At 68.5% G+C, this 25,055-nt stretch carries 20 protein-coding genes and 1 pseudogene; 8 read left to right on the forward strand and 13 right to left on the reverse strand.

Translation table 11 applies throughout. From position 1 onward, the window contains the following. Positions 1-59: 59 nt before the first annotated feature. The 3 genes from PV396_RS17115 to PV396_RS17125 form a co-directional block, all read right to left on the reverse strand. The gene (locus tag PV396_RS17115; protein ID WP_319205454.1) at positions 60-1,559 is read right to left on the reverse strand and encodes an arabinofuranosidase catalytic domain-containing protein; all 1,500 of its coding nucleotides are present in this window, start codon (positions 1,557-1,559) and stop codon (positions 60-62) included. A gap of 226 nt (positions 1,560-1,785) precedes the next feature. Next, entirely contained in the window at positions 1,786-2,181 is a 396-nt protein-coding gene (locus PV396_RS17120; protein ID WP_319205455.1) for a hypothetical protein, read from the reverse strand. 237 nt (positions 2,182-2,418) lie between these two features. Beyond that, the gene (locus PV396_RS17125; protein WP_319205457.1) at positions 2,419-4,173 is read right to left on the reverse strand and encodes an NAD+ synthase; all 1,755 of its coding nucleotides are present in this window, start codon (positions 4,171-4,173) and stop codon (positions 2,419-2,421) included. A gap of 144 nt (positions 4,174-4,317) precedes the next feature. Here PV396_RS17125 and PV396_RS17130 point away from each other — a divergent pair, with 144 nt between their 5' ends. Next, positions 4,318-4,743, forward strand: a complete 426-nt coding sequence (locus PV396_RS17130; protein ID WP_319205459.1) for a hypothetical protein — start codon at positions 4,318-4,320, stop codon at positions 4,741-4,743. Positions 4,744-4,792: 49 nt separating this feature from the next. Here PV396_RS17130 and PV396_RS17135 read toward each other — a convergent pair whose 3' ends face one another. From PV396_RS17135 to PV396_RS17145, 3 genes are all read right to left on the reverse strand, one after another. After that, positions 4,793-6,736, reverse strand: a complete 1,944-nt coding sequence (locus PV396_RS17135; RefSeq protein ID WP_319205461.1) for a S53 family peptidase — start codon at positions 6,734-6,736, stop codon at positions 4,793-4,795. 182 nt (positions 6,737-6,918) lie between these two features. Next, positions 6,919-7,539: a DUF305 domain-containing protein gene (locus PV396_RS17140; protein ID WP_319205463.1), complete on the reverse strand. Its 621-nt coding sequence runs from the start codon at positions 7,537-7,539 to the stop codon at positions 6,919-6,921. Then, a complete protein-coding gene (locus PV396_RS17145) occupies positions 7,536-8,213 on the reverse strand; it encodes a DUF3105 domain-containing protein (RefSeq protein WP_319205465.1) in 678 nt (225 codons plus the stop codon). Before PV396_RS17145 ends, PV396_RS17140 begins: the two co-directional genes overlap by 4 nt. 330 nt (positions 8,214-8,543) lie before the next feature. Here PV396_RS17145 and PV396_RS17150 point away from each other — a divergent pair, with 330 nt between their 5' ends. After that, positions 8,544-9,905 carry a glutamine synthetase family protein gene (locus PV396_RS17150; protein WP_319205467.1) on the forward strand — a complete coding sequence of 454 codons (1,362 nt, stop codon included), beginning with the start codon at positions 8,544-8,546 and terminating at the stop codon, positions 9,903-9,905. Between the two features lie 106 nt (positions 9,906-10,011). Continuing rightward, entirely contained in the window at positions 10,012-10,695 is a 684-nt protein-coding gene (lepB, locus tag PV396_RS17155) for a signal peptidase I (protein WP_319205469.1), read from the forward strand. A gap of 61 nt (positions 10,696-10,756) precedes the next feature. Here lepB and PV396_RS17160 read toward each other — a convergent pair whose 3' ends face one another. Continuing rightward, positions 10,757-11,203, reverse strand: a complete 447-nt coding sequence (locus tag PV396_RS17160) for a VOC family protein (protein ID WP_319205471.1) — start codon at positions 11,201-11,203, stop codon at positions 10,757-10,759. 213 nt (positions 11,204-11,416) lie between these two features. Between PV396_RS17160 and PV396_RS17165 the strand changes: the two genes are divergently transcribed. After that, positions 11,417-14,422: a bifunctional [glutamine synthetase] adenylyltransferase/[glutamine synthetase]-adenylyl-L-tyrosine phosphorylase gene (locus tag PV396_RS17165; protein WP_319205473.1), complete on the forward strand. Its 3,006-nt coding sequence runs from the start codon at positions 11,417-11,419 to the stop codon at positions 14,420-14,422. 31 nt (positions 14,423-14,453) lie between these two features. Here PV396_RS17165 and PV396_RS17170 read toward each other — a convergent pair whose 3' ends face one another. Both PV396_RS17170 and PV396_RS17175 read right to left on the reverse strand, forming a co-directional pair. Continuing rightward, the gene (locus PV396_RS17170) at positions 14,454-15,335 is read right to left on the reverse strand and encodes a phosphatase PAP2 family protein (protein WP_319205475.1); all 882 of its coding nucleotides are present in this window, start codon (positions 15,333-15,335) and stop codon (positions 14,454-14,456) included. A gap of 98 nt (positions 15,336-15,433) precedes the next feature. Continuing rightward, on the reverse strand, positions 15,434-16,468 hold the full coding sequence (locus PV396_RS17175) for a LacI family DNA-binding transcriptional regulator (RefSeq protein WP_319205477.1): 1,035 nt from the start codon (positions 16,466-16,468) through the stop codon (positions 15,434-15,436). A 427-nt stretch (positions 16,469-16,895) separates the two neighbouring features. Here PV396_RS17175 and PV396_RS17180 point away from each other — a divergent pair, with 427 nt between their 5' ends. From PV396_RS17180 to PV396_RS17195, 4 genes are all read left to right on the forward strand, one after another. Further along, positions 16,896-18,167: an extracellular solute-binding protein gene (locus tag PV396_RS17180; protein ID WP_319205479.1), complete on the forward strand. Its 1,272-nt coding sequence runs from the start codon at positions 16,896-16,898 to the stop codon at positions 18,165-18,167. A gap of 132 nt (positions 18,168-18,299) precedes the next feature. Then, on the forward strand, positions 18,300-19,304 hold the full coding sequence (locus tag PV396_RS17185) for a sugar ABC transporter permease (RefSeq protein ID WP_319205481.1): 1,005 nt from the start codon (positions 18,300-18,302) through the stop codon (positions 19,302-19,304). 19 nt (positions 19,305-19,323) lie between these two features. After that, positions 19,324-20,220, forward strand: a complete 897-nt coding sequence (locus PV396_RS17190; protein WP_319205483.1) for a sugar ABC transporter permease — start codon at positions 19,324-19,326, stop codon at positions 20,218-20,220. A 222-nt stretch (positions 20,221-20,442) separates the two neighbouring features. Beyond that, positions 20,443-22,116 (forward strand): glycoside hydrolase family 13 protein, encoded by a 1,674-nt coding sequence (locus PV396_RS17195; RefSeq protein ID WP_319205485.1) that lies wholly within the window; start codon positions 20,443-20,445, stop codon positions 22,114-22,116. Positions 22,117-22,197: 81 nt separating this feature from the next. On the opposite strand, the pseudogene PV396_RS45145 reads toward PV396_RS17195, so the two are convergent. From PV396_RS45145 to PV396_RS17210, 4 genes and pseudogenes are all read right to left on the reverse strand, one after another. Next, a pseudogene (locus PV396_RS45145) lies at positions 22,198-22,326 on the reverse strand (oxidoreductase); the annotation flags it as partial. 34 nt (positions 22,327-22,360) lie between these two features. Continuing rightward, positions 22,361-22,867 (reverse strand): Pycsar system effector family protein, encoded by a 507-nt coding sequence (locus tag PV396_RS17200; protein ID WP_319205487.1) that lies wholly within the window; start codon positions 22,865-22,867, stop codon positions 22,361-22,363. Then, positions 22,842-24,074, reverse strand: a complete 1,233-nt coding sequence (locus tag PV396_RS17205; RefSeq protein ID WP_319205489.1) for an adenylate/guanylate cyclase domain-containing protein — start codon at positions 24,072-24,074, stop codon at positions 22,842-22,844. Before PV396_RS17205 ends, PV396_RS17200 begins: the two co-directional genes overlap by 26 nt. A gap of 645 nt (positions 24,075-24,719) precedes the next feature. After that, the gene (locus tag PV396_RS17210; protein WP_319205491.1) at positions 24,720-24,911 is read right to left on the reverse strand and encodes an IS3 family transposase; all 192 of its coding nucleotides are present in this window, start codon (positions 24,909-24,911) and stop codon (positions 24,720-24,722) included. Between the last annotated feature and the right edge of the window lie 144 nt (positions 24,912-25,055).

The raw sequence follows: 25,055 nt of genomic DNA on the forward strand, positions 1-25,055 counted from the left end.
AGCCTCGGGCAGGCCTTCGGAATGGGATGGGGCGGAGGACCGTCTCTCAGGGGGGGGATTCAGCGGGCGATGTCCCACTGCTGGCAGGTGTTGTCGAGCTGCTGCCACTGGCGGACCACGGTGCCGTTGGCCGTGCCGCAGTTCGTGACGTCCAGCGTCATGCCGGTGTTGACGTTGCTGATGGTGTAGTGGCTGCCGACGCGGGTGACGTCCCACTGCTGGCAGTTGTTGCCGAGCGACGCCCACAGCTGGACGGCCGTGCCGTTGTTCTGCCCGCAGTTCTTGTCGTCCAGGACGGTGCCGCTGTTGACGTTGCTGATGGTGTAGTGGCCGTTGCCCGCGCTCGCGAACTTCCACTGCTGGCAGGTGTTGCCGAGCGAGGACCACAGGTCCACCGAAGTCCCGTTGCCGGTACCGCAGTTCACCGCGTCCAGGACCTTGCCCGAGTTGGTGTTGGTCAGCCGGTAGGCGGTGCCGGCGACCGGGAAGGTGGCCGCCGGGGTGCTGTAGCCGACGGAGGTGATGTTGGCCTGTACGGCGTTGTCGGCGGCGTCGGTCGGGTAGCCGGCGGTCATGACACCCTCGAAGAAGGAGCCGTCGGAGCCGTTGCTGTTGTCGCCGCCGGTGCCGAGGACGATGGCGCCCTCCTTCTGCATCGGGGTGTAGCCGCCCAGGTTGGGCAAGGCCCCGTTGTACCAGGTGGTCAGCGACCCCGATTGTGAGTTGCCGCCTTTTATCGCATAGGTCGTCGTGCCGTTGTTCTTGAGCAGGGCCGTGACGAACTCGCTGCTGTTGCCGGTGTTGCTCGGGTGGGACCCGTTCGCCCCGAAGAAGAGCCCGTTCTCGAGGTCGGCCTCGACCCAGGGGCCCGATCCGGCGCCGGAGCACGAGAACCAGCACTCCGTACCGAAGTTGAGCGCGTCCATGTGACCGTTGCCGGTGTCGTTGCCGGAGGTCTCGGCGTTGCCGTAGTCGAAGCAGCAGCGGTTGTTCACATGGTGGCCGCTGGTCACCATGTACATCCCCTCGGGGCTGCTGCCGGTGGCTATGCCCGACGTGCTGTTGTCGCGGTAGCCGACGCCGGCCGACACGAAGACGCCGTAGACGGAATGCCCGCCGGCCGTCACCGGAAGCGCGTTGGCGATGGCGCCCACGTCCTGGCCGCCGTTGCCGCCGGGGCCCTCGATGGTGAGGTCGTTGTGCTTGGAGCTCTGGTCGTAGATCTTCGTGATGATGCACGTCGTGCCGGAACAGAACGAGTCCTGCGCCGCGGCGTTGGCGTAGCCGCCCGCGGCGAGGGTGCCGATGTCGGTCGTCGCGGAGTCCGAGGCCCGCTTCACTTGGTAAAGAGCGCCGCTGTACGCGGAGTAGAGGGCGCGTGTGGTGCTGTGCGCGGCGACGCAGGGCGTACCGGCCGAGGCGTAGATGTCACAAGGGAGCGAGGTTGCGGCCTGGGACGGGCCGGCGGCACCGACCAGCAGACCGGCGACCACGGCGATGGTCGCGCCGACCGAGAGGAGAATCCCTCTCAGACGCTGACGGTGTGAAAAAGAAATCATCGTTGATCTCCGAACTTCGTCAGAATGTGAGCGCTAACAATAGTGAGCTCGGGCGAAGTTCAGGTCGTCAAAGGCGGGCCAACAAGTCGTCAAGTTTTCGCGCTGAGAAGGGCCTTGGGGAAATAGGGTCGATATGCCGAACAATTTGTGATCGAAATGCCGAACAATGGGAGTGCGATTGGCCCCCGGCCTCTCGGCGCGGGGGCCAACGCCCAGGTGGAACAGGTCAGTCGTTAATCCACCCGGTGGCCCGTCCGGTCGACTGGAAGCGGAGCTTGTAGTAGGTGCCCCCGGGGACACCCGACTCGAGCTCGGTCCATTTACCCGATGTGGCGTACGTGTAGCTGCCCTGGCAGGTCACGTTGCCGCCATAGCTGCGGCACACCTTCACGTTCCGGTTCGAGTTGGTCATCACCGAGATTCGCCCGCAACCGTACGATGTCCGGAGCCAGCCACCCGAAGGGAAGCCTGTCGGGTAGTAGTTGTATCCCGAATCTTTGTCGTACGAGCTCGAGCCGCACGCTCGTAGGCCGCTCGACTGCGAGTTGCTCTGCGGGGCCGCTTCCGCGGTCGCGGCGCCTGTGGCGAGGCCGCCGACCGTCACGATGATGCTGCTTGCCACTGCTGCGAGTTTCCTGGACGTGTTCGGTATCATGTCCCGTCTCCGTCTTCGGGTTGGGAAAAACCGAGTTGCGCAAGACGGTCCGTCCAACGTTCCGCCTGCTGTGCCGCCTGTTCTCCGCCTCACCCGGCGCTGGTGCCTGCCGGGTGATATTGGGCACTTATCCAGGATTGCGCAGAGTGTCGATGTTCGCATGTGGGCCGGGCGAGGGGCGTGCCCCCGCACCGGCTCCCGCCCCTACAGCGACTCCCGCCACCCGTTGGTGATGGGCAGCCGCCGGTCCTTCCCGAACCCCTTCGCCGAGATCTTCGTCCCCGGCGGGTACTGCCGCCGCTTGTACTCCGCCGTGTCGACCATCCGCAGCACCCGGGTCACCAACTCGGCGTCGTAGCCTGCCGCCACGATCGCGTCGGCGCCCGAGTCCCGGTCCACGTACAGCTCGAGGATCGCGTCCAGTACCGGATAGTCCGGCAGGGAGTCCGTGTCGATCTGCCCCGGGCGCAACTCCGCGCTCGGCGGCTTCGTGATGGAGTTCTCCGGGATCGGCGGAGTCTGGTTCCTTTCCGCCGCCGCCCTGTTGCGCCACTTCGCGAGGCGGAAGATCGACGTCTTGTACACGTCCTTGATGGGGCCGTACGCGCCCACCGAATCGCCGTACAAGGTCGAGTAACCCACCGCCAGTTCCGACTTGTTGCCCGGCGCCAGCACGATGTGCCCCTCCTGGTTGGAGATGGCCATCAGCATCGTGCCCCGCAGCCGGGACTGCAGGTTCTCCTCCGCGAGGCCCGTCAGGCCCAGCGAGTCCATGTACGCGTCGAACATCGGCGCGATCGGCACCGTACGGAAGTTGAGGCCGGTGCGCCGGGCCAGTTCCGCCGCGTCGCCGATCGAGTGGTCGGAGGAGTACTTCGACGGCATCGCCACGCCGTACACGTTCTCCGCGCCCACCGCGTCGCACGCGAGCGCCGCGACCAGCGCCGAGTCGATGCCGCCCGAGAGGCCGATCAGGACCGACCTGAAGCCGTTCTTCGCCGCGTACGCCCGCAGGCCCACCACCAGCGCCGAGTACATCTCCTCGTCGTCGTCCAGGCGCTCGGCGTATCCGCCGGTCAGCTCGGGCTCGTACGCGGGCAGCGGGTCCTCGGACAGGACCACGCGGTCGATGCGCAGGCCGTCGTCCACCACGCCGGTCGGGGCGTCGGGCAGGGCCGCCGGCAGGTCCAGGTCGAGGACGACGCAGCCCTCCGTGAACTGCGGGGCCCGGGAGATCACCTCGCCGTTCCTGTCGACGACGATCGAGTCCCCGTCGAAGACCAGTTCGTCCTGGCCGCCGACCATCGCCAGGTAGGCGGTCGTGCAGCCCGCTTCCTGGGCGCGCTTGCGGACCAGCTCCAGCCGGGTGTCGTCCTTGTCGCGCTCGAACGGGGAGGCGTTGATCGAGAGCAGCAGGCCCGCCCGCGCGGAGCGCGCCGCCGGGACCCGGCCGCCGTCCTGCCAGAGGTCCTCGCAGATCGCGAGCGCCACGTCGACGCCGTGCACGCGCAGTACGGGCATGGTGTCGCCCGGCACGAAGTAGCGGAACTCGTCGAAGACGCCGTAGTTCGGGAGGTGGTGCTTGGCGTACGTCAGGAGCACCTCGCCGCCGTACAGGACCGCGCCCGCGTTGCGCGGGGAGCCGGCCGGGCGGCCGAACTTCGGCAGGTCGCGCTCGGACCGGTCGAGGTAGCCGACGACCACCGGCAGCTCACCGAACCCCTCCTCGGCGAGGCGCGCGGCGAGCGAGCGCAGGGCCGCGCGGGACGCCTCCACGAAGGAGGAGCGCAGGGCGAGGTCCTCGACGGGATACCCGGTCAGCATCATCTCCGGGAACGCCACGAGATGGGCTCCCTGCTCGGCGGAGTGCCGGGTCCAGCGGAGGATCGATTCCGTGTTTCCGGCGATGTCGCCGACGCGCGAGTCGATCTGGTTCAGGGCGAGGCGTAGTTGAGGCACGCCGCCCAGTGTAATCGTCAATGCGACGCGATGGGGTGGTGGGGCGTGTGGGTCGCCCCACGCGGGTCAACTCTCCCTGACGCTGGGGCAATGGGACCCCGAAGTGCCTTGCCTGACGTCACACCTGCGTTTTCAGTAGGAGACATGACATACAACGGGGTACATGCGGACAGCGCGGGCAGTGCGGGCCGAAGAACGGGCTGGGGCTGGTTCCTGGCCTGGTTCGGGGTGGGCGCGTGCGTGGCTGCCGGGCTCGCCGCCATCCTGACGGTGGGGCTGGTGTTCCTGGTAGTGGCCGCCGCGGGCGCGGGGCTCCTGCTGCGGAAGGGGCCGCGGAACGCCGCTGCCGGAGCCCTCTCGGGTCTGGCGCTGCCGCTCTTCTACCTCGCCTACCTGAACCGGGGCGGCCCGGGGACCGTCTGCCGTTCGTCGTCGGGCGGGCAGACGTGCACCGACGAGTACACGCCCGTACCGTTCCTGGTCGGCGGCGTACTCCTGTTCGTCGCGGGTTTCGTGATCTTCCTCGTGATCGAGCGGGCCACCCGAAAAGAGCCCGTCCCCGGACGGTGAACGCTCCGGGGACGGGCTTGGGGCTGGTCGGGCTGGTCGCGTCGATGCCTCAGCGGCGGTACGACTCCACGTAACCCTTCGCGGGCGTACCCACGCCGGTCACGTCGTCGTAGCCGCGTACGGCCTGCAGCGAGCTGTCCTTGCCGAGGCTGCGGACGGAGGTGAGGATCCCGTCCGTGTCGTCGTAGCCGTTGGCGAAGTCCAGGCGGGCCACGGCGAGTCCGTACCCCGTGGGGTTGTCGGTCACGTCGTGGTACACCTTCGCGTGCGAGGCGTACTTCGCGTAGATCGCCGGGTTGGCGAAGCCGATCGGCGCGCCGCCGCGGGCCTCCTGCGCGAGGGCCTGTACGGCCGCGATCACCGGTGCCGCCAGGGACGTACCGCCGATGCGGTACTCGCTGTACGCGGTGCCGCCCTCCGGCAGGGACTGGGTCTGGCCGACCTTGAAGCCGGTGTTCGGGTCGGCGATCGCCGCGATGTCCGGGACGACCCGGTTGCCCTTCTCACTGTTGGCCTTGGCCAGCGAGTTGGGCACGACACCCTTCTGGTAGAAGGGCTCCGCGACGGTCGCGCTGGTGCCGCCGCCCGCGCCCGAGGTGTAGGCGCCCGGGAAGTTGGTCCAGCTCCTGCCGTCGGCCGACAGCGAGGCCTTCTCGGTGCCCCAGCCGGTCTCCCACTGGTACGCGTCACCCTTGCCGACCGCCAGCGAGGTACCGCCGACCGCCGTCACCCACGCCGAGTTGGCCGGGGTGTCGACCTGCTTCACGCCGGTGTTGACGACCTCGTCGCCGTTGTCACCGGAGGAGAAGTAGAAGCCGATGCCCTGGACCGCGCCGAGCTTGAACACCTGGTCGTAGGCGGCGGCCAGGTCCGGCGTCTGGTTGGCCTCGATGTCGCCCCACGAGTTGGAGACGATGTCGGCGAGGTGCTTGTCGACGATCTTGCCGAGCGAGTCGAGCAGATCGTCGTCCATGCAGGACGCGGAACCGACGTACGTGATGTCGGCGCCCGGCGCGACCGCGTGCACGGCCTCGACGTCGAGGGTCTCCTCGCCGTACCAGCCGGCCGCGCCGCAGTCCTCGGTGTTCGTGTACTCCGCCGGCAGGACCTGCTTGAGCTGGCCGCTGCGGTAGGGGGCGTCGCCGTGCTTGGCCGCGTAGGTGGCGGCGTCGCCGGCGATGTACGGCGAGGCGTAGGCGTCGGTGATGGCGACGCGCACCTTCTTGCCGGTCCAGCTGCCCGCGCCGTACGCGGCCCGCAGCTGCTTGCCCGTGTAGCCCTCGACGGCGTACGGAATCTGCTTGCCGTACGCCGTGGGCAGCGAGGCGGCGGTGTTCGAGCCGTAGTACGTGGAGAACGGACCCGCGTTGCGGAACACCGTCTCCGGCGCCGGCAGCGTGTCGTCGTGGGTCACGTGGTGCGGGGCGTTGTCCAGACCCGTGACGGTCAGGACGGCACCCTTCAGGCTGTCCGGCGCGGAGGCGGCCTTCGCGGGCGCCCGGTACGTCTTCTTGCCCTTGGCGTAGTTGTGCAGCTGCGTGCTGAAGGCCTTCTCGACGGCGGCCACGTCACCGGAGACGGTGACGTAGTGGGCCGTGACGCCGGTGACCTTGAGGCCCGACGCCGTCAGCCACGCCTTGACGGCGGCGACCTGGGCCGGGGAGGCCCCGAAGCGCTGCTGGACCTGTGCGGCGGTGAGGTACTTGCCGTACGAGGCGGACCTCGGGTCGGAGACGGCCTTCGCGTACGCGGTCAGACCGTCCGCGTTCCGGCCGGCGAAGTAGACCCGGGCGGTCACCTTGGAGCTGTCGGGCGTGGCTCCCTTGTCCGCCTTGGCGGTGGCCCACGCGGGCCTGGTGCCGGCGAGCGTGTCCCGGCCCGGGGCGTCCGCGGCATGGGCCGCGGGAATGCCGAGCGCCAGCGCGCCGGCGAGCAGAGGCAGTGTCGCTGCCAGGCTCACACCGGCGCGCTTGATGGCGCGATTGGATCTCATGGAACCCCCTGATGCGGTTCAACGCGAGCAAGGCGAGTGATCTCTCGCCGCTCGCCACTCTCGCGATGAACTGTTCATGCCAGGGGAATCCAGGGGGAATGGCTGTGCCAAGAAGCCCCCAAGGGAACGTATACGCAAGCGATTTGAGGCTTACGTCCGACGGCGAAAAATCGACAAATATATCAACTCGCCGTCCCGCCGCGCTCCTTCAGCATTCCCGCCATCAGGGAGATCTCCGACTCCTGCGCGTTGACCATGCCCTGCGCGAGCCGCTTCTCCACGCCCACCTCGCAGCGGTCCACGCAGCCCTGCGCCATGTGGATACCGCCCTGGTGGTGCTTGGTCATCAACTGGAGGTAGAAGATCTCGGCCTGCTTGCCGCTGAGCTTGCCGAGCTTGGTCATCTCGGTGTTGGTCGCCATGCCGGGCATCAGCGCGCCGTCCTTGCCGTCGGCCATGCCCGCCATGTCCATCCAGCTCATGGGCGCGGCCGAGGACACCTTCGGCAGCTCCCACAGGTCGAGCCAGCCCAGCAGCATGCCGCGCTGGTTGGCCTGCGTCTGCGAGATGTCGTACGCGAGCCGCCGGATCTCCTCGTTGCCCGTCCGGTCGCGCACGATGTACGACATCTCGACGGCCTGCTGATGATGGACCGCCATGTCACGGGCGAAGCCGGCGTCCGCCGAGTCGGCGGAGGGCGCCTTCATCCCCGAGTCGTCGCCGTCGGCGACCGCGTAGGTGATCGCGCCGGCCGCGACGAGCGCCGTCGCGGCCGCGCCGGCGATCCAGGGCGCCCGCCTCACTGGGACAGCCCGTTCGTGCAGGCGGCACCCGGCTCGGGGGTCTGCTTGCCCTGGACGAACTCCTCGAAGAACTTGTCCACGTTCGGGTCCTTGGCGCTGGTCACCGTGCGCTGCTTGCCCCAGGCGGACAGCATGATCGGGTCCGCCTGCTTGTCGTCCGGGCTCATCAGCGTGTACGGCGTCTTCTTCACCTTGGCCGCGAGCGCGTCGATGTCCGCCTTCGACGCCTTGCTGTTGTACGTCACCCACACGGCGCCGTGCTCCAGCGAGTGCACGGCGTTCATGTTGCTGAGCGCCTTGTCGTAGACGTCGCCGTTGCAGTTCATCCAGACCGGGTTGTGGTCACCGCCGACCGGGGGCTCCATCGGGTAGTTCACGGTCTTGGTGACGTGGTTCTGGGTGAGCTTCTTGTCCCAGGTCTTCACACCGTCCGCGCCGGTGACGAACTTGCCCGCGCCCTTGGAGTCGGTCGCCGCGGTGTCGGTGTCGTCGGACTGCGACCGCACGAGGACCGTCGCACCGACGACCAGGCCGGCCACTATGGCGACGCTCACACCGATCGTGAGGATCCGGTTCCGGCGCTCACGCGAGCGCTCGGCGCGCCGCATCTCCTCTATGCGCGCCTTGCGCGCCGCGCTGCCACTGTCTTTGGCGCTCTTCTTGGCGGAACCCATGGGATCGATCCTTCTGGGGAAAGGGGCGGTCGGTTGGCCGGTCGGTCGTACCGGTCTCTGATCGTAATCCGTGGCCACTGATCGTAATCCGCGACGGTCCCGGGCGGTTCCGGTCGGGGATCACCCATTACGGATGTCGCCGGGAGCAGGCAAGATGAGGGACAGAGCATGACACCCGCCGTACGCGAGGCGTTCACTGTGGCGTCGGCCGGACGATCAAGGTGCGCAACGCGCACGAAATGCTTTTGTGGTGTCATGCTCAGGTGCCCGACCGCCTTCCTGTGGTGCGGGAGACAGGCGGCCTGACCAGCAAGGATGGGGAAGCGGAAGATGGACAAGCAGCAGGAGTTCGTGCTCCGGACACTGGAGGAGCGTGACATCCGGTTCGTCCGGCTGTGGTTCACGGACGTGCTGGGCTTCCTCAAGTCCGTGGCCGTGGCCCCGGCGGAGCTGGAGCAGGCCTTCGACGAGGGCATCGGTTTCGACGGCTCCGCGATCGAGGGATTCGCCCGCGTATACGAATCCGACATGATCGCCAAGCCGGACCCGTCGACGTTCCAGATCCTCCCGTGGCGCGCGGAGGCCCCCGGCACCGCCCGGATGTTCTGCGACATCCTGATGCCGGACGGCTCGCCGTCCTTCGCGGACCCGCGCTACGTCCTCAAGCGCGCCCTCACCCGTGGCTCCGACCTGGGCTTCACCTTCTACACCCACCCGGAGATCGAGTTCTTCCTCCTGAAGGAAAAGCCGCTGGACGGCACCCGTCCGACCCCGGCCGACAACTCCGGCTACTTCGACCACACCCCGACCCACGTCGGCCAGGACTTCCGCCGTCAGGCGATCACCATGCTGGAGTCCATGGGCATCTCGGTCGAGTTCTCCCACCACGAGGGCGCCCCCGGCCAGCAGGAGATCGACCTGCGGTACGCCGACGCGCTCTCCACGGCGGACAACATCATGACGTTCCGCCTGGTCATGAAGCAGGTGGCGCTGGAGCAGGGCGTGCACGCCACGTTCATGCCGAAGCCGTTCAGTGAGCACCCCGGCAGCGGTATGCACACCCACCTCTCCCTCTTCGAGGGCGACCGCAACGCGTTCTACGAGTCCGGCTCGGAGTACCAGCTCTCCAAGGTCGGCCGCTCCTTCATCGCGGGCCTGCTGAAGCACGCCGCGGAGATCGCGGCGGTCACCAACCAGTGGGTGAACTCCTACAAGCGCATCTGGGGCGGCTCGGAGCGCACCGCGGGCGCCGGTGGCGAGGCTCCCTCGTACATCTGCTGGGGCCACAACAACCGCTCGGCCCTGGTCCGCGTCCCGATGTACAAGCCCGGCAAGACGGGCTCGGCACGCATCGAGGTCCGCTCGCTCGACTCGGGCGTGAACCCCTACCTGGCGTACGCCGTCCTGCTGGCCGCCGGCCTCAAGGGCATCGAGGAGGGCTACGAGCTCCCGCCGGGCGCCGACGACGACGTCTGGGCCCTCTCGGACGCGGAGCGCCGTGCGATGGGCATCGAGCCGCTTCCGCAGAACCTGGGCGAGGCGCTCACGCTCATGGAGCGCAGCGAACTGGTCGCCGAGACTCTCGGCGAACACGTATTCGACTTCTTCCTGCGCAACAAGCGCCAGGAGTGGGAGGAGTACCGCTCCGAGGTGACCGCCTTCGAGCTGCGCAAGAGCCTGCCGGTGCTGTAGGCGCAGGTCGGGAGGGGTTCTCCCACCAGAACGACACGTAGGGCCGACGGTTGCGAACCGTCGGCCCCACGGCGTCTCAGTCGAAGTGCAGCACGGGGGAGGAAACATGCCGGGCAAGGGACGTGTGCTGGGGGTCACCGCCATCGTGGTGGGCCTGGTCGGGGTAGGGCTGACGCTCGGCTCCGTCATGTACGGGCGCGGCTCGTACGGGGCTTCCACCATCAGCAGCCAGAGCATGGCGCCTACGTACAGGCCGGGTGACCGGATCATCTTCGAGCAGGTCGACGGCGGCGCGGTGCGGCGCGGTGAGATCGTGCTGTTCTCGGCGCCGGATCGCTACCACTCCAGCGGAAGCGTGATGCAGCGGGTGATCGGTGTCGGCGGCGACCGGGTGGTGTGCTGCACGGGCGAGGGCTCGGACGCGCGGCTCAGCGTCAACGGGAAGCCGCTCTCGGAGCCGTATGTGAACGGCGGCGACGCGGACGGCGTGCGCAGGCCGTACGACGTGACGGTCCCGGAGGGGCGGCTGTTCCTGCTCGGTGACAACCGGTCGGACTCCCTGGACTCGCGCTTCTTCGCGAGCGACCACGACGGGACGGTGGCCGAATCCGCCGTGACGGGCCGGATGACCGACCGCACCACGATCCCCGTCGTCATCGGGTCGGCCGTCATGGCCGGGGCGGCCCTGGCCATGGTCGGTCTCGGGCTCGGGATCGCCGCGTTCGTCCTGCGGCGTCGGCCGAGCAGGGCGGTACCGGTGGCGCCCCAGCCGGTGCGACCGGTCCAGTGACGGGAGTTCCCGGGGCCACGGCCGCGGCCCCGGCCCCGGGAACCCGATGCACTCGGGAAAGCTAGCCCGCGTCGGCCGCCAGCTCGCCCAGCAGGGCGTGCAGCGGCTTCTCCGCCCGCTGCCGGTATTCCTGGATCGCCCAGCCGTTGCCGTCCGGGTCCTTGAAGTACATGAACGTGGCGCCGTCGTCCGGCGAGTACCGCATCGGGTCCGACACCTCCAGCCCCCGTTCGACCAGCTCGGCGTGGGCCGCCTTGATGTCGGCGACGCACAGCTGAAGGCCCTGGTACGAGCCCGGTGCGGGCGTCGGGCCGTCCATCGTCTCCCAGATGGTGTCGCCCAGCGCGATCGAACAGCCCGAGCCCGGTGGCGTGAGCTGGACGATCCGCATCCCGGGCATCACCTCCTGGTCGATGTCGACGTGGAAACCGGCCTTGTCCCGGTAGAAGTCACGAGCCCGGTCGATGTCGGTCACGGGCAGCGGGATCACTTCGAGCGTGTACTGCATCGCTTGTCCTCCAGATCGGCTTCACGAAACGGCCCCCCTCACCGAAGCCGAAAACCGTGACCGCCGCCACCGAAACGACCACAGCGGCGGCGGAAGCCACCGTTCCGACCAGCGCGGACAGCACTCCAGCTCCGTCCGGCGCTTCCCGCCGACTCTCCGGTTACGCTCGTGGGCGTACGACCTTGATCCGATGGTCCGACGGGAAGGCCCAGGATGATGGCGCCGGGGCGCAGGAGCAGTACCTTCACACGGCTGCTGCGGCACGGCTTCACCGACCCCTCCGCCGCCGAACGCCTCCTCGACAGCGTCGAGCTCGCCCCCCTGCGGGACGACCCGGTGCTGCTGGACGCGCTGGGCGCGACCGCCGACCCGGACCTCGCGCTGCTCGGCCTCGTCCGGCTCGTCGAGGCGCAGGACGGCCGCACCGCCCGGCACGAGCTGCTCGACACCGTGATAGCGGCCAAACCGCTGCGCGACCGGCTGCTCGGGGTCCTCGGCGCCTCCGCCGCCCTCGGCGACCACCTGATCCGGCATCCCCGCGACTGGCACGCCTTCGTCATGTACGAGCCCCGGGATCTCCACCCCGGGGTGGAGGAGTTCGAGCGGGGGCTCGCCGAGGCCACCGACACCGTGTCGCTGCGCGTCGCCTACCGCCGCTGCCTGCTGTCCATCGCCGCCCGCGACGTGTGCGGCACCACCGACGTCGCCGAGACCGCCGCCGAGCTGGCCGACCTCGCCACCGCGACCCTGCGTGCCGCCCTCGCCATCGCCAGGACCGCCGCGCCCGGTGACGCCGCACTGTGCCGGCTCGCCGTCATCGCCATGGGCAAGTGCGGCGGCCACGAGCTCAACTACGTCTCCGACGTCGACGTCATCTTCGTCGGCGAGGCCGCCGAGGGGGCCGACGAGGGAAAGGCGCTGCAGGCCGCCACCCGACTCGCCTCGCACCTCATGCGGATCTGCTCCGAGACCACCATCGAGGGCAGCATCTGGCCCGTCGACGCCAACCTGCGCCCCGAAGGCCGCAACGGGCCGCTGGTACGCACCCTCAGCAGCCATCTCGCCTACTACCAGCGCTGGGCCAAGACCTGGGAGTTCCAGGCCCTGCTGAAGGCCCGCCCGGTCGCCGGCGACGTCCAACTGGGGGAGGCGTACGTCGCCGCGCTCGCCCCCCTCGTCTGGCACGCCGCCGAACGCGACAACTTCGTCGTCGACGTGCAGAAGATGCGCCGACGCGTCGTCGAGAACATTCCCCTCGCGGAGGTGGAGAGGGAACTGAAGCTCGGGCCCGGCGGCCTGCGCGACGTCGAATTCGCCGTCCAGCTACTCCAGTTGGTGCACGGGCGCGCCGACACCTCCCTGCGCAGCGGCACCACCCTGGACGCCCTGGGCGCCCTCGCCGCCGGCGGGTACGTCGGTCGCGCCGACGCCGTGCAGCTCGACGACGCCTACCGCTTCCTGCGGTCCATGGAACACCGCATCCAGCTGTTCCGGCTGCGCCGCACCCACCTCGTCCCCGAGGACCAGGCGGACCTGCGGCGCATCGGGCGCTCGCTGGGGCTGCGCACCGATCCGGTGGCCGAGCTGAACCGGGAGTGGAAACGGCACGCCTCCGTCGTACGACGACTGCACGAGAAGCTCTTCTACCGGCCGCTGCTCGACGCCGTCGCCCAACTCGCCCCTGGCGAAAGCAGGTTGAGCACCGTCGCGGCCCGGGAGCGGCTCGTCGCGCTCGGGTACGCCGATCCGGCCGCGGCCCTCAGACACCTGGAGGCGCTGGCCAGCGGGGTGAGCCGCAAGGCGGCCATCCAACGGACCCTGCTGCCTGTCCTGTTGGGCTGGTTCGCCGATTCCGCCGACCCGGACGCGGGGCTGCTCAACTTCCGCAAGGTGTCGGACGCGCTGGGCCGAACCCCCTGGTACCTACGGCTGTTGAGGGACGAAGGGGCTGCCGCCGAGAACCTGGCCCGCGTCCTGTCCGCGGGCCGCCTCGCCCCAGACCTGCTGATGCGGGCCCCGGAGGCCGTCGCGCTGCTCGGCGACGGTGACGGAGGCGGGCTCGCACCACGCGAACGCGCCCATCTGGAGCAGGAGATACTGGCCGCCGTCGGCCGGTCCGACACCGGCGAGCAGGGCGTGTACGCCGCCCGAGGTGTCCGGCGACGCGAGCTGTTCCGTACGGCCGCCGCCGACATCGTCCACTCCTACGGCACCGAGCAGTCGCCCGCCGAGGCCGACCAGGGTGCCCTGGTGGACCGCGTCGGCGCCGCGATCTCCGACCTCACGGCGGCGACCCTCGCCGGGACACTGCGAGCGGTCGTACGGGACGGCTGGGGAGACACCCTGCCCACCCGGTTCACGGTGATCGGCATGGGCCGCTTCGGCGGACACGAACTGGGCTACGGCTCCGACGCCGACGTCCTGTTCGTCCACGAACCCCGGGAGGGCGTCGACGAGCACGAGGCTGCCAAGGCCGCCAACGCCGTCGTCTCCGAGATGCGGCGGCTGCTCCAGGCCCCCAGCGCCGACCCGCCGTTGCTCATCGACGCGGATCTGCGTCCGGAGGGCAAGTCGGGCCCGATGGTCCGCACCCTGACCTCGTACGAGGCGTACTACCGCCGCTGGTCCCTCGGTTGGGAGTCACAGGCGCTGCTGCGGGCCGAAGTGGTCGCCGGGGACGAGGAACTGGGCAGCCGCTTCATCGAGCTGATCGACCCGCTGCGCTACCCGGCGGAGGGGATCGGCGACGAGGCGGTGCGCGAGATCCGGCGCCTGAAGGCGCGTATGGAGTCGGAGCGGATGCCCCGGGGCGCCGACCCCACCCTGCACACCAAGCTCGGGCGGGGCGGCCTGTCGGACGTGGAGTGGACCGTCCAGCTGCTGCAACTGCGGCACGGGTGGGCCGAACCCGGGCTGCGGACCACCCGTACCCGCGAGGCCCTCGCCGCCGCCTGCGCCGCCGAACTGATCTCCACGGAGGACGCGGCCATACTCGACGAGGCGTGGGTCCTGGCCACCCGGGTGCGCAACGCCGTGATGCTGGTGCGCGGCCGGGCCGGGGACACCTTCCCCTCGGACGGGCGCGAGCTGGGCGCCGTGGGCCGTTACCTGGGGTACGGGCCGGGCCATGTCGGCGACATGATCGACGCGTACCGGAGGACCACCCGGCGGGCCCGTGGGGTCGTGGAGACGCTGTTCTACGGGGCGACGTCGATGTAGGAACGCCCGGCCCGGAGTTCCCCGCCCCTGCCTACGGTTTGACCGGGAGCAGCGGGCCGCCCTGCCCCCGCACCGGGACCAGTTTCGGCAGGGCGTAAGGGAGCCTGCCGTACCAGAGGCGGGCCACCATGAAGCCGAAGGACAGGCACATCAGGCCGCCCACCGCGTCCAGCCAGAAGTGGTTGGCGGTGGCGACGATCACCACCAGGGTGGCCACCGGGTAGAGAAGCCCCAGCACACGCACCCACGGGACACTGGCGAGCGCGAAGATCGTCAGACCGCACCAGGTGGACCAGCCGATGTGCATCGACGGCATCGCCGCGTACTGGTTCGACATGTGCTTGAGGTCGCCGGAGGCCATCGAACCCCACGTGTGGTGGACCATCACCGTGTCGACGAAGTCGCCGCCGTTCATCAGCCGGGGCGGAGCCAGCGGATACAGGTAGTAACCGACCAGGGCCACAGCGGTGGTCGCGAAAAGGGTCAGACGTGTCGCCGCGTAACGGCCGGGGTGGCTACGGTACAGCCACACCAGAACACCGAGAGTGACGACGAAGTGCAGTGTGGCGTAGTAGTAGTTCATGCCCACGATCAGCCAAGTCACCGAGTTGATCGTGTGGTTGACCGACTCCTCGACGGCTATGCCCAGGGTGTGCTCGGTCTTCCAGAGCCAGTCCGCGTTGCGCAGCGCCTCGGCCTTCTGCTCCGGCACCGCGTTGCGGATCAGCGAGTACGTCCAGTAACTGATCGCGATCAGAAGGATTTCGAACCACAGTCGCGGCCGACGCGGAGCCCGCGCCCGGCGCAGGAGTCCCTTGACCACGTGGCCGTTCCCCTCCGCCGTCTCGTCCGTGACGGAGTGCGGTACGGCCCGGTCGTGGCCTTCCCTTGTCGTCACGGTCGTTTCACCCATGGACACAGAGTCTGCCAGATACGGCCCCCTCCCAGATCATCCCCTGGGACCGTCCGGCCCGCACGTCCTACGTCAGGGGAACCGGGGCGATCTCCACCCTAGGGACGAGTACGTTCCCCAGGGGCCGAGGCCGTCGAACCCCGAACGACCAGTTCCGGCATGAACACGAACTCGCTGTGCGGGGCGGGCGTACCGCCGATCTCCTCGAGGAGCGTGCGTACGGCGGCCTGGCCCATCGCCGGGACCGGCTTGCGGATCGTGGTGAGGGGCGGGTCGGTGAAGGCGATCAGGGGGGAGTCGTCGAAGCCCACGACCGAGACGTCCCGGGGGACCTCGAGACCGCGCTGCCGGGCCGCCCGTATCGCGCCCAGCGCCATCATGTCGCTCGCGCACACCACCGCCGTGCAGTCGCGCTCGATGAGCGCCAGGGCCGCCGCCTGGCCGCCCTCCAGGGTGTACAGCGAGTGCTGCACGAAACGCGTCTCGACGTCCTGCGCGGTCAGCCCCAGCAGATCCTGCATCGTCCGCACGAAGCCCTCGATCTTGCGCTGCACCGGCACGAAACGCTTCGGGCCGAGAGCGAGACCGATCCGGGTGTGGCCGAGCGAGACGAGGTGCGTGACCGCGAGATGCATCGCCGCGCGGTCGTCGGGGGAGATGAACGGCGCCTGCACCTTCGGCGAGAAGCCGTCCACGAGCACGAACGGCACACCCTGGGCGCGCAGTTGCTCGTAACGCTGCATGTCGGCGGAGGTGTCCGCGTGCAGCCCGGAGACGAAGATGATGCCGGCCACGCCACGGTCGACGAGCATCTCCGTCAGCTCGTCCTCGGTGGAGCCGCCGGGCGTCTGGGTGGCCAGGACCGGGGTGTAGCCCTGCCGGGTCAGGGCCTGGCCTATGACCTGCGCCAGGGCCGGGAAGATGGGGTTCTCCAGCTCCGGGGTGATCAGGCCCACCAGGCCCTCGCTGCGCTGGCGCAGCCTGACCGGGCGCTCGTAGCCCAGGACGTCGAGGGCGGCGAGCACGGTCTGGCGGGTGGTGGCGGCGACACCCGGCTTCCCGTTCAGGACCCGGCTGACCGTCGCTTCGCTCACCCCCGCCTGGGCGGCGATATCGGCAAGCCGTGTGGTCACAGGGCTGGACTGTACCGGCCGGCCCTCGCCTTGCCCACCGGACGACCGCCGGGTGCGGGCCGTCGAACGGCCCGCCGGACGGCCGGGACGGCCGCTCGCCGCCGCGGGTTGCTGCGTCATGGCGCTCCCTGAGGTCTGCCGTGCCCTGTATGGCAAGAGCTTGCAGAGTCTTGCACAACTGGCCCGGATCCCGCTGGACACCGGCAGAACAGGCGATCAGGCGACCTTCAGGAAGCGGACCACGGGTCACGGCGCGGTAACCGTCACCGGTTCTTGCACTTTTTTGCTGCAAGGTCTTTCGTTGCGCTTGCATGGCTGTTACGTTCACGTCGCCCGGCGGCGGCAACGGCGCGGCCGGCAAGTCGGCGGAGACGGCGGACGGGCCCGTTTCCGCCAGTACACGGGCTTTCACCCTCAAGGAGAACTCATGCGGCGTGGCATAGCGGCCACCGCGCTGGTGGCGTCCCTCGCCCTCGCGGCGACGGCCTGCGGCGGAGACGACAGCGGCGACTCGGCCGACGGTCCGGTCACCATCACCTGGTGGGACACCTCCAACGCCACCAACGAGGCGCCGACGTACCAGGCCCTGGTCAAGGAGTTCGAGGCCGCCAACAAGGACATCAAGGTCAAGTACGTCAACGTCCCCTTCGACCAGGCGCAGAACAAGTTCGACACCGCCGCCGGTGCCTCCGGCGCTCCGGACGTCCTGCGCTCCGAGGTCGGCTGGACCCCCGCCTTCGCCAAGAAGGGCTTCCTGCTGCCGCTCGACGGCACCGAGGCCCTCACCGACGAGGCCAAGTTCCAGCCCAGCCTGATCGAACAGGCCAAGTTCGACGGCAAGACGTACGGCGTCCCGATCGTCACCGACACCCTCGCGCTGGTCTACAACAAGGCGCTCTTCGCGAAGGCCGGCCTCACCGAGGCGCCCAGGACCTGGGCCGACCTGAAGACGGCCGCCGCCACCATCAAGAGCAAGGCCGGTGTCGACGGCTACTGGGGCTCCACCCAGGCCTACTACGCGCAGAGCTTCCTCTACGGCGAGGGCACCGACACCGTCGACGCCGCCGCCAAGAAGATCACCGTCAACTCGCCCGCCGCCAAGAAGGCCTACGGCACCTGGCTCGGCCTCTTCGACGGCGAGGGCCTGCACAAGGCGGACACCACCGCCGACGCCTACGCCCACATCCAGGACGCCTTCGTCAACGGCAAGGTCGCCGCGATCATCCAGGGCCCGTGGGAGATCACCAACTTCTACAAGGGCTCCGCGTTCAAGGACAAGGCCAACCTCGGCATCGCCACCGTCCCGGCCGGTTCCACCGGCAAGGCGGGCGCCCCGACCGGCGGCCACAACCTCTCCGTGTACGCCGGCTCGGACGCCGCCCACCAGAAGGCGGCCCTGAAGTTCGTCAACTTCATGACCTCCGCGAAGTCCCAGACGCAGATCGCCCTGAAGAACTCGACGCTGCCCACCCGCGACGACGCCTACACCGCCGAGGTCAAGGCCGACCCGGGCCTCGCCGGCTACCAGGGCGTCCTGCCCGCAGCCCAGCCCCGCCCGGCGCTGCCCGAGTACAGCTCCCTGTGGACCCCGCTCGACACCGAGCTCGGACAGATCGCGGGCGGCAAGGAGTCCCTCGACAAGGGCCTGAGCAACGCGGAGACCGCGATCGCCAAGCTGGTCCCGGACTTCGGCAAGTGACCCCGAATGGCCGTCGGAACTGCCCAGTCGGACTCGGGGGACAGTTCCGACGGTCATCGGCCTGCCTGCCCAGCCACCTGCCGTACCCCCTGATCTTCTGAACTTCCAGGATCTTCCAGAAGGTGTCGAAACATGACAGTCGCCATCGACCGCGCGACCGGCAAGCGCCGCGGTGAGCCCGGGCAGCGCCCCGGACGGCTCGATCGTCTCAGGCACGCCTACCAGAAGTACTGGTACGCGTACGCGATGATCGCGCCCGTGGTCGTCGTGCTCGGCGGGCTCGTGCTCTACCCGCTCGTGCGCGGCCTCTATCTGACGCTCACGGACGCCAACAGCCTCAACTCGGCCCGCACGATCGGCGTCAACCACATCGACGCCACCTACAAGTTCATCGGCTTCGACAACTACGCCGACATCCTGTGGGGCGACACCGCCTACGACCGGTTCTGGTCGCACTTCATCTGGACGATCGTCTGGACCGTGGCCTGCGTGGCCCTCCACTACACCATCGGCCTCGGCCTCGCCCTGCTCCTCAACCAGAAGCTGCGCGGGCGCACCTTCTACCGGCTGATCCTGGTCCTGCCGTGGGCCGTTCCCACCTTCGTCACCGTCTTCGGCTGGCGGTTCATGCTCGCCGACGGCGGCATCATCAACACGATGCTCGACGCCGTGCACCTGCCGTCACCGCTGTGGCTGGAGGACACCTTCTGGCAGCGGTTCGCCGCGATCATGGTCAACACCTGGTGCGGGGTGCCGTTCATGATGGTCTCGCTGCTCGGCGGCCTCCAGTCCATCGACGCCAGCCTGTACGAGGCCGCCGAGATGGACGGCGCGAGCCCCTGGCAGCAGTTCCGGTACGTCACCCTGCCGGGCCTGCGCTCCGTCAGCTCGACCGTCGTACTCCTCGGCATCATCTGGACGTTCAACCAGTTCGCCGTGCTCTTCCTGCTGTTCGGCAACACCGCCCCCGACGCGCAGATCCTCGTCACCTGGGCCTACCACCTCGGCTTCGGCCAACAGCCGCGCGACTTCGCGCAGTCGGCGGCCTACGGCATGCTGCTGCTGGCCATCCTGATCGTCTTCACCTCCTTCTACCGCCGCTGGCTGAACCGCAATGAGCAGCAGCTCGCGATCTGAGGCAGGAGTCCCCACCCCCATGAGTGCCATGACCGTCCAGAAGCCCGCACAGTCGGACCCGGCCGCCGCCCCGCCGCCCCGGGGACGTCGCCGGCGCGGCCTCGTCGCCACCCTCGCCTCCCACGGCGTCCTGACCGTCGCGAGCCTGATCGCGCTCTTCCCGATCGCCTGGCTGCTCTATCTGTCCCTCGGCCCCGACAAGGACGACTACCTCCACCCCGGGGGCATCTGGGACAAGATGACGTTCGACAACTACTCGTTCGTCCTCCAGCACACCAACTTCTTCGACTGGATGAAGAGTTCGCTGATCGTCTCGCTCGGTACGACGGCCATCGGGGTGCTGGTCGCGGCGACCACCGGCTACGCGGTCTCGCGGATGCGCTTCCCCGGCTACCGCAAGTTCATGTGGGTGCTGCTGGTCACCCAGATGTTCCCGATCGCCGTACTCATCGTGCCGATGTACGAGATCCTCTCGGACCTCCAACTCATCGACCACTACCTCGGCTTGATCCTCGTCTACTGCTCGACGGCCGTGCCCTACTGCGCCTGGCTGCTCAAGGGATACTTCGACACGATCCCCTTCGAGATCGACGAGGCGGGACGAGTCGACGGGCTGACCCCCTTCGGCACCTTCGCGCGGCTGATCCTGCCGCTGGCCAAACCGGGCCTGGCGGTCGCCGCGTTCTACAGCTTCATCACCGCTTTCGGCGAGGTCGCGTTCGCCTCGACGTTCATGCTGTCGGACACGAAGTACACCTTCGCGGTCGGCCTGCAGAGCTTCGTGAGCGAACACGATGCCCAGCGCAACCTGATGGCCGCCACCGCGGTACTGGTCGCGATACCCGTCTCGGCCTTCTTCTACCTGGTCCAGAAAAACCTGGTGGCAGGCCTGACAGCGGGCGGCACGAAGGGCTGACGCGCGGTCGCGCGTAAAACTCCCGTACGGCTCCGTCGTACGGGTTGGCGGACGCGGCGGCCATCCGACCCCGCTGCCACCGCGTCCGCCTCATGTCCGACGGTTCGGCCGCGCCCCGCTTTTCAGGGGAGCGGGGAACTGCGCGACCAGCCACAGCGCACCCGCAGCCGACAAACCGCAGAAACGCCCATGACCCGAACTCCGTTACGTACCAAGGACGTTATGAGCCAGCACTCCACCGCTCAGGCCCCGACCTCCACGCATGTCGCCGCCACCCCCGACTGGTGGCGCGACGCGGTCATCTACCAGGTCTACCCCCGCAGCTTCGCCGACAGCAACGGCGACGGCATGGGCGACCTGGAAGGCATCCGCTCCCGGCTCCCGTACCTGCGCGACCTGGGCGTAGACGCCGTATGGCTCAGCCCCTTCTACGCCTCCCCGCAGGCCGACGCCGGCTACGACGTCGCCGACTACCGAGCCGTGGACCCCATGTTCGGCAACCTCCTGGACGCCGACGCCCTGATCCGGGACGCCCACGAGCTGAACCTCAGGATCATCGTCGACCTGGTCCCCAACCACTCCTCCGACCAGCACGAGTGGTTCAAGCGCGCGGTGGCGGAAGGCCCCGGCTCACCGCTCCGGGACCGCTACCACTTCCGCCCCGGCAAGGGCGAGAGCGGCGAACTCCCGCCCAACGACTGGGAGTCCGTCTTCGGCGGCCCGGCGTGGACACGAGTCATGGAGCCGGACGGCACCCCCGGCGACTGGTACCTGCACCTCTTCGCGCCCGAGCAGCCCGACTTCAACTGGGAACACCCGGCCGTCGGGGACGAGTTCCGTTCCGTCCTGCGGTTCTGGCTGGACATGGGCGTCGACGGATTCCGTATCGACGTCGCACACGGCCTGGTGAAGGCGGAGGGCCTCCCGGACCTGGGAACCCACGACCAGGTCAAGCTGCTGGGCAACGATGTCATGCCGTTCTTCGACCAGGACGGCGTACACGCCATCTACCGCCAGTGGCGCACGATCCTCGACGAGTACGCGGGCGAACGTATTTTCGTCGCGGAGGCGTGGACCCCGACCATCGAGCGCACCGCGAACTACGTCCGCCCGGACGAACTCCACCAGGCCTTCAACTTCCAGTACCTGGCCACCTATTGGGACGCGGCCGAACTGAAGGCCGTCATCGACCGCACCCTGGACGCCATGCGCCCGGTGAACGCCCCCGCGACCTGGGTCCTGTCCAACCACGACGTGACCCGCCACGCGACGCGCTTCGCCAACGAGCCCGGCCTCGGCACACAGATCCGTCTCGCCGGAGACCGTGCGCTGGGCCTGCGCAGGGCCCGCGCGGCAACCCTGCTCATGCTGGCGCTGCCCGGCTCGGCGTACGTCTACCAGGGCGAGGAACTCGGCCTGCCCGATGTCGTCGACCTGCCCGACGAGGTGCGCCAGGACCCGGCCTACTTCCGTGGCGCCGGCCAGGACGGCTTCCGCGACGGCTGCCGGGTGCCGATCCCATGGACCCGCGAGGGCTCCTCGTACGGCTTCGGCACGGGCGGCTCCTGGCTTCCACAGCCGGGGGAGTGGGCGGACCTGAGCGTCGAGGCCCAGACCGGCACCCCCGGCTCGACCCTGGAGCTGTACCGCACCGCCCTCACCGCCCGCCGCGAACACCCCGGCCTCGGCGCGGGCGACTCCGTCGAATGGCTTCGCGCACCAAAGGGCGTCCTCGCCTTCCGCCGGGGCGAGTTCGTGTGCGTCGCGAACACGAGCGGCGAGTCGGTCACGATCCCGGCGTACGGCGAGATCCTGGCCGCGAGCGGCGAGGTGACGGTGGCGGAGGCCGAGGCGAAGCTGCCGGCGGACACGACGGTGTGGTGGACGACCGCCTGAGTTCCAACTCGCAGGGCCCGCCGCCCGGTTAGGGGCGGCGGGCATGCCGAGGCGCCCCGTCCTGACCGTTCCACCCAGTGGTCAGGCCAGGCCGAACTTCTCGGCGTGCACCTGTCGCGCGGGGACTCGCAGTTCGCGCAGGCCGGCGAGCACGGCCGCAGTCATGGCGGGCGGGCCGCAGACGTACACGTCGCGGTCGGTGAAATAGGGGCACCTCTCATCCGACCTACAAGGACTCCGCGCTTCATTGCAGGGCGTTGGCCAGGATTGCCCCGGTGATGAGGGCCAGGGAGCATCCCAGGAGATCCACGGCGGTGGTGATCATTCTGTATTTCCGCTTCACCAGGACAGAGAGCTCGATCAGCTGTAGGCAGCGTTCCGTGTCCGCGCCGTTCGTGGATTCCAGGTGCCTGATGAGCTGGTCCGTGCGCCCCTCGTAGAGTGCGTAGAAAGAGAAGTACGAGTGCCCAGCGGGTTTGCCCACCCCGTACGGCCTGACGCAGAGCAGAAGATTTCCCAGGCTTGCAGCGAGGCAGATCATGCCTCCCCAGGAAGCCCATTCCGCACCGTTCCAGAGGGAGAAAACGCCGCCCTTGCGGACCAGGAACAGAGTCACGACTCCAGCCGCGATCGCAGAGACCAAGGCTAGGAGAGTGGCCGCCTTCTGATCCGCCCTGAGGAGTTCGGCCCGGACTTCGGAGACGGCCGCGTCGACGGCGGGGGAATCAGCGTTCGGCATTGTCGCCGTCATGCTGACTGTGGTCGTTCACCACCCGCGCCGAGATGCCCTTGGGGTTGCGGACAGCCTCCAGAATGGCCGTATCCCCTCGGTGGAACCGTGCCGCCTCGTCGCCCAGCAGGTAGACGAAGAGGCTCTGCCGATTGCCGTGTTGGTCAAAGACGTCCGCGAATCCGAATCGCTTGTCGGCGATCACGTTGTTGAAGGTTCCCCGGAACTGGTGGCCCTCCTGGACGGTGCATCCGGCGACGGGTTTCGCTTCTGGAGCGCGGGTCACGGGCGGCATGGGGACGAACCGGACCGCAGCCCCCTTGGTGAGTTCCTGTCCGCCGACGATGAACCGCGTGTCCACGTAGTGATCCACTCGGCCCGGCGAGGAGATGAACCCTTTGAAGCCCCGGGCCGGGTCCCCGAACCAGTGCGTCACCTCGCCTTCCACCGTCTCCGGTTGGAGGGTGTGCTGAGAGTGCGTGGGCTGCTGAGCGGGATGCGCGGAGTGCGGCTGACTGGTCGGGGCCAGCGAGCGGGCCACATTCATCGCCTCCGTCATCGCTGCGTTCTTCGCTCCGAACGCCTCCTGCTCCCAGATGACCTCGTGGTACAGGACGCCGTCAGGGAATCCCTTGGCCGGAACCTGTGACTCTGGAGAGAAGTACTCCGCGGCCTTCCTGTGGTTGGCACGGCCGACGATGGAGCTGACCTTTTGGATGTTCGCCGCCCCGTAGGTGTCCGTGTCGACCCAGATGGCGCCCGAGGAAGCGGCGCTGCAGAACCGGGCGGCGAGATCCACCGGGGGACCCACGTAGTCCAGGGCCCCGCCCCCGCCTGGCGCGGGGTACTCGATGACCTTCCCGCTGGCGATGCCGACTGTGGCACCTCGCTTGCCGATGGCGTCCTGGCCCTCCTTGTTGCGCAGGCTCTCCTGGATCTGGATCGCCGCACGAATTGCGTTGTGCGCATGGTCCTCGTCGAACACTGCGAGAGCGCCGTCGCCCAGATACTTGACGACCGTGCCGCCGTGAGTCGTGACCGCATGCCTGGTGATGTCGAGGAAAGTGCCAAGAATCGGCAGCCAGGCTCGGTAGCCGTCGTTGTGCTTCATCGCCGTGGAACCGGTGAGATCAGCGAAGAGCGCGGTGCGTTCCACCTGGCCGCTGGTCTGACTGAAAATGCTGTGGTGACTCGTGGCGATTTCTTCGGCCGGGCTGTCGATGGACAAGACGGCTACCTCCAAGAAATAAATTACATCAATATGTTCCGATGGTGACTATTGAGGCTAGCGGTATCTGATGGAGAGGGGTTGCACGTGAGCGCAGAAGGCGGCATTTGATCAGCTGGCGAACGATCCTGACTCGTTGGAGAGTGGATCGTTCCTCACGTTGCCCGGATCGCGTCCACCGGGGCCGTGTGCAGGGCTCATGGGCGATGCGTTCTCAGGCTGTGAGTCGGAGCATGGGCGGTCCGCGTGCTGGGCATGCGATCGGGAGCGATCGGCTGCTGCGGCGAATTCGGATCAGCTTTCTTGGTGCATGAGCCCGATGGCGAGATTGCGTAGGGTGGCCATGACGCGGGGCGCGGTGCCGGTGAGTACTTGCGAGGCGTCCTCGCCGAGTGTCTAGCGTGGTGCAGGGCCTCAACTGCCCAGAAAATATGGACGATTTAGGTTAGTTGCGCCGTGCTGGCCTGCTCGGGCGGGAGGCTGGTGACCGGTTGGCGGTCTTTGTCTCGACCTTGCCGGTCTTGCGGTTGCAGCCTCTGGAGTTGCCTGCCGTACTGAAGTTCCCCCCGCGAACTGGACAGCGGGTGTTTACGCTGCCGGGACGAGGTTCTGCCTGAGCAAGGATCTCGTTTCGAGCGGGGTGACTTACCCGTAGTCGGGGTGCCGACGGAGCCGGCTGCGGTTGTACTCGACCTCGACGTAGCGGAAAACATCGGCCCGGGCGGCCTCGCGGGTCTCCCACATGGTCGTCCCGATCTCCGCTTTGAGGATGGCGAACCAGCTTTCCGCGGCGGCATTATCGTAACAAGAGCCGACGCGCCCCATCGACTGCCTCATGCGCAACTTGCGTATTTCGCTGCGGAATTCGTCACTCGTGTACTCACCAGGTTCAACCAGTGGATGCAACACTGGCTTATTTCATCGATAGTAGATGGTCGTTGAGGGCTTCGGCGGGCGTCCTCCAACCGAGGCTCTTGCGGG

The sequence above is a fragment of the Streptomyces sp. ME02-8801-2C genome, from assembly GCF_033793965.1.
In the GTDB taxonomy this organism is placed as follows: domain Bacteria; phylum Actinomycetota; class Actinomycetes; order Streptomycetales; family Streptomycetaceae; genus Streptomyces.

Bases quoted from the DNA above. Each gene is read 5' to 3' on its own strand.
- PV396_RS17200 (WP_319205487.1), bottom strand. From the start codon at position 22,867: ATGACGGCGACAATGCCGAACGCTGATTCCCCCGCCGTCGACGCGGCC.
- PV396_RS17135 (WP_319205461.1), bottom strand. From the start codon at position 6,736: ATGAGATCCAATCGCGCCATCAAGCGCGCCGGTGTGAGCCTGGCAGCG.
- PV396_RS17165 (WP_319205473.1), top strand. From the start codon at position 11,417: ATGATGGCGCCGGGGCGCAGGAGCAGTACCTTCACACGGCTGCTGCGG.
- PV396_RS17145 (WP_319205465.1), bottom strand. From the start codon at position 8,213: ATGGGTTCCGCCAAGAAGAGCGCCAAAGACAGTGGCAGCGCGGCGCGC.
- PV396_RS17130 (WP_319205459.1), top strand. From the start codon at position 4,318: ATGACATACAACGGGGTACATGCGGACAGCGCGGGCAGTGCGGGCCGA.
- PV396_RS17170 (WP_319205475.1), bottom strand. From the start codon at position 15,335: ATGGGTGAAACGACCGTGACGACAAGGGAAGGCCACGACCGGGCCGTA.
- PV396_RS17150 (WP_319205467.1), top strand. From the start codon at position 8,544: ATGGACAAGCAGCAGGAGTTCGTGCTCCGGACACTGGAGGAGCGTGAC.
- PV396_RS17190 (WP_319205483.1), top strand. From the start codon at position 19,324: ATGAGTGCCATGACCGTCCAGAAGCCCGCACAGTCGGACCCGGCCGCC.
- lepB (WP_319205469.1), top strand. From the start codon at position 10,012: ATGCCGGGCAAGGGACGTGTGCTGGGGGTCACCGCCATCGTGGTGGGC.
- PV396_RS17115 (WP_319205454.1), bottom strand. From the start codon at position 1,559: ATGATTTCTTTTTCACACCGTCAGCGTCTGAGAGGGATTCTCCTCTCG.
- PV396_RS17180 (WP_319205479.1), top strand. From the start codon at position 16,896: ATGCGGCGTGGCATAGCGGCCACCGCGCTGGTGGCGTCCCTCGCCCTC.
- PV396_RS17160 (WP_319205471.1), bottom strand. From the start codon at position 11,203: ATGCAGTACACGCTCGAAGTGATCCCGCTGCCCGTGACCGACATCGAC.
- PV396_RS17195 (WP_319205485.1), top strand. From the start codon at position 20,443: ATGAGCCAGCACTCCACCGCTCAGGCCCCGACCTCCACGCATGTCGCC.
- PV396_RS17185 (WP_319205481.1), top strand. From the start codon at position 18,300: ATGACAGTCGCCATCGACCGCGCGACCGGCAAGCGCCGCGGTGAGCCC.
- PV396_RS17210 (WP_319205491.1), bottom strand. From the start codon at position 24,911: ATGAGGCAGTCGATGGGGCGCGTCGGCTCTTGTTACGATAATGCCGCC.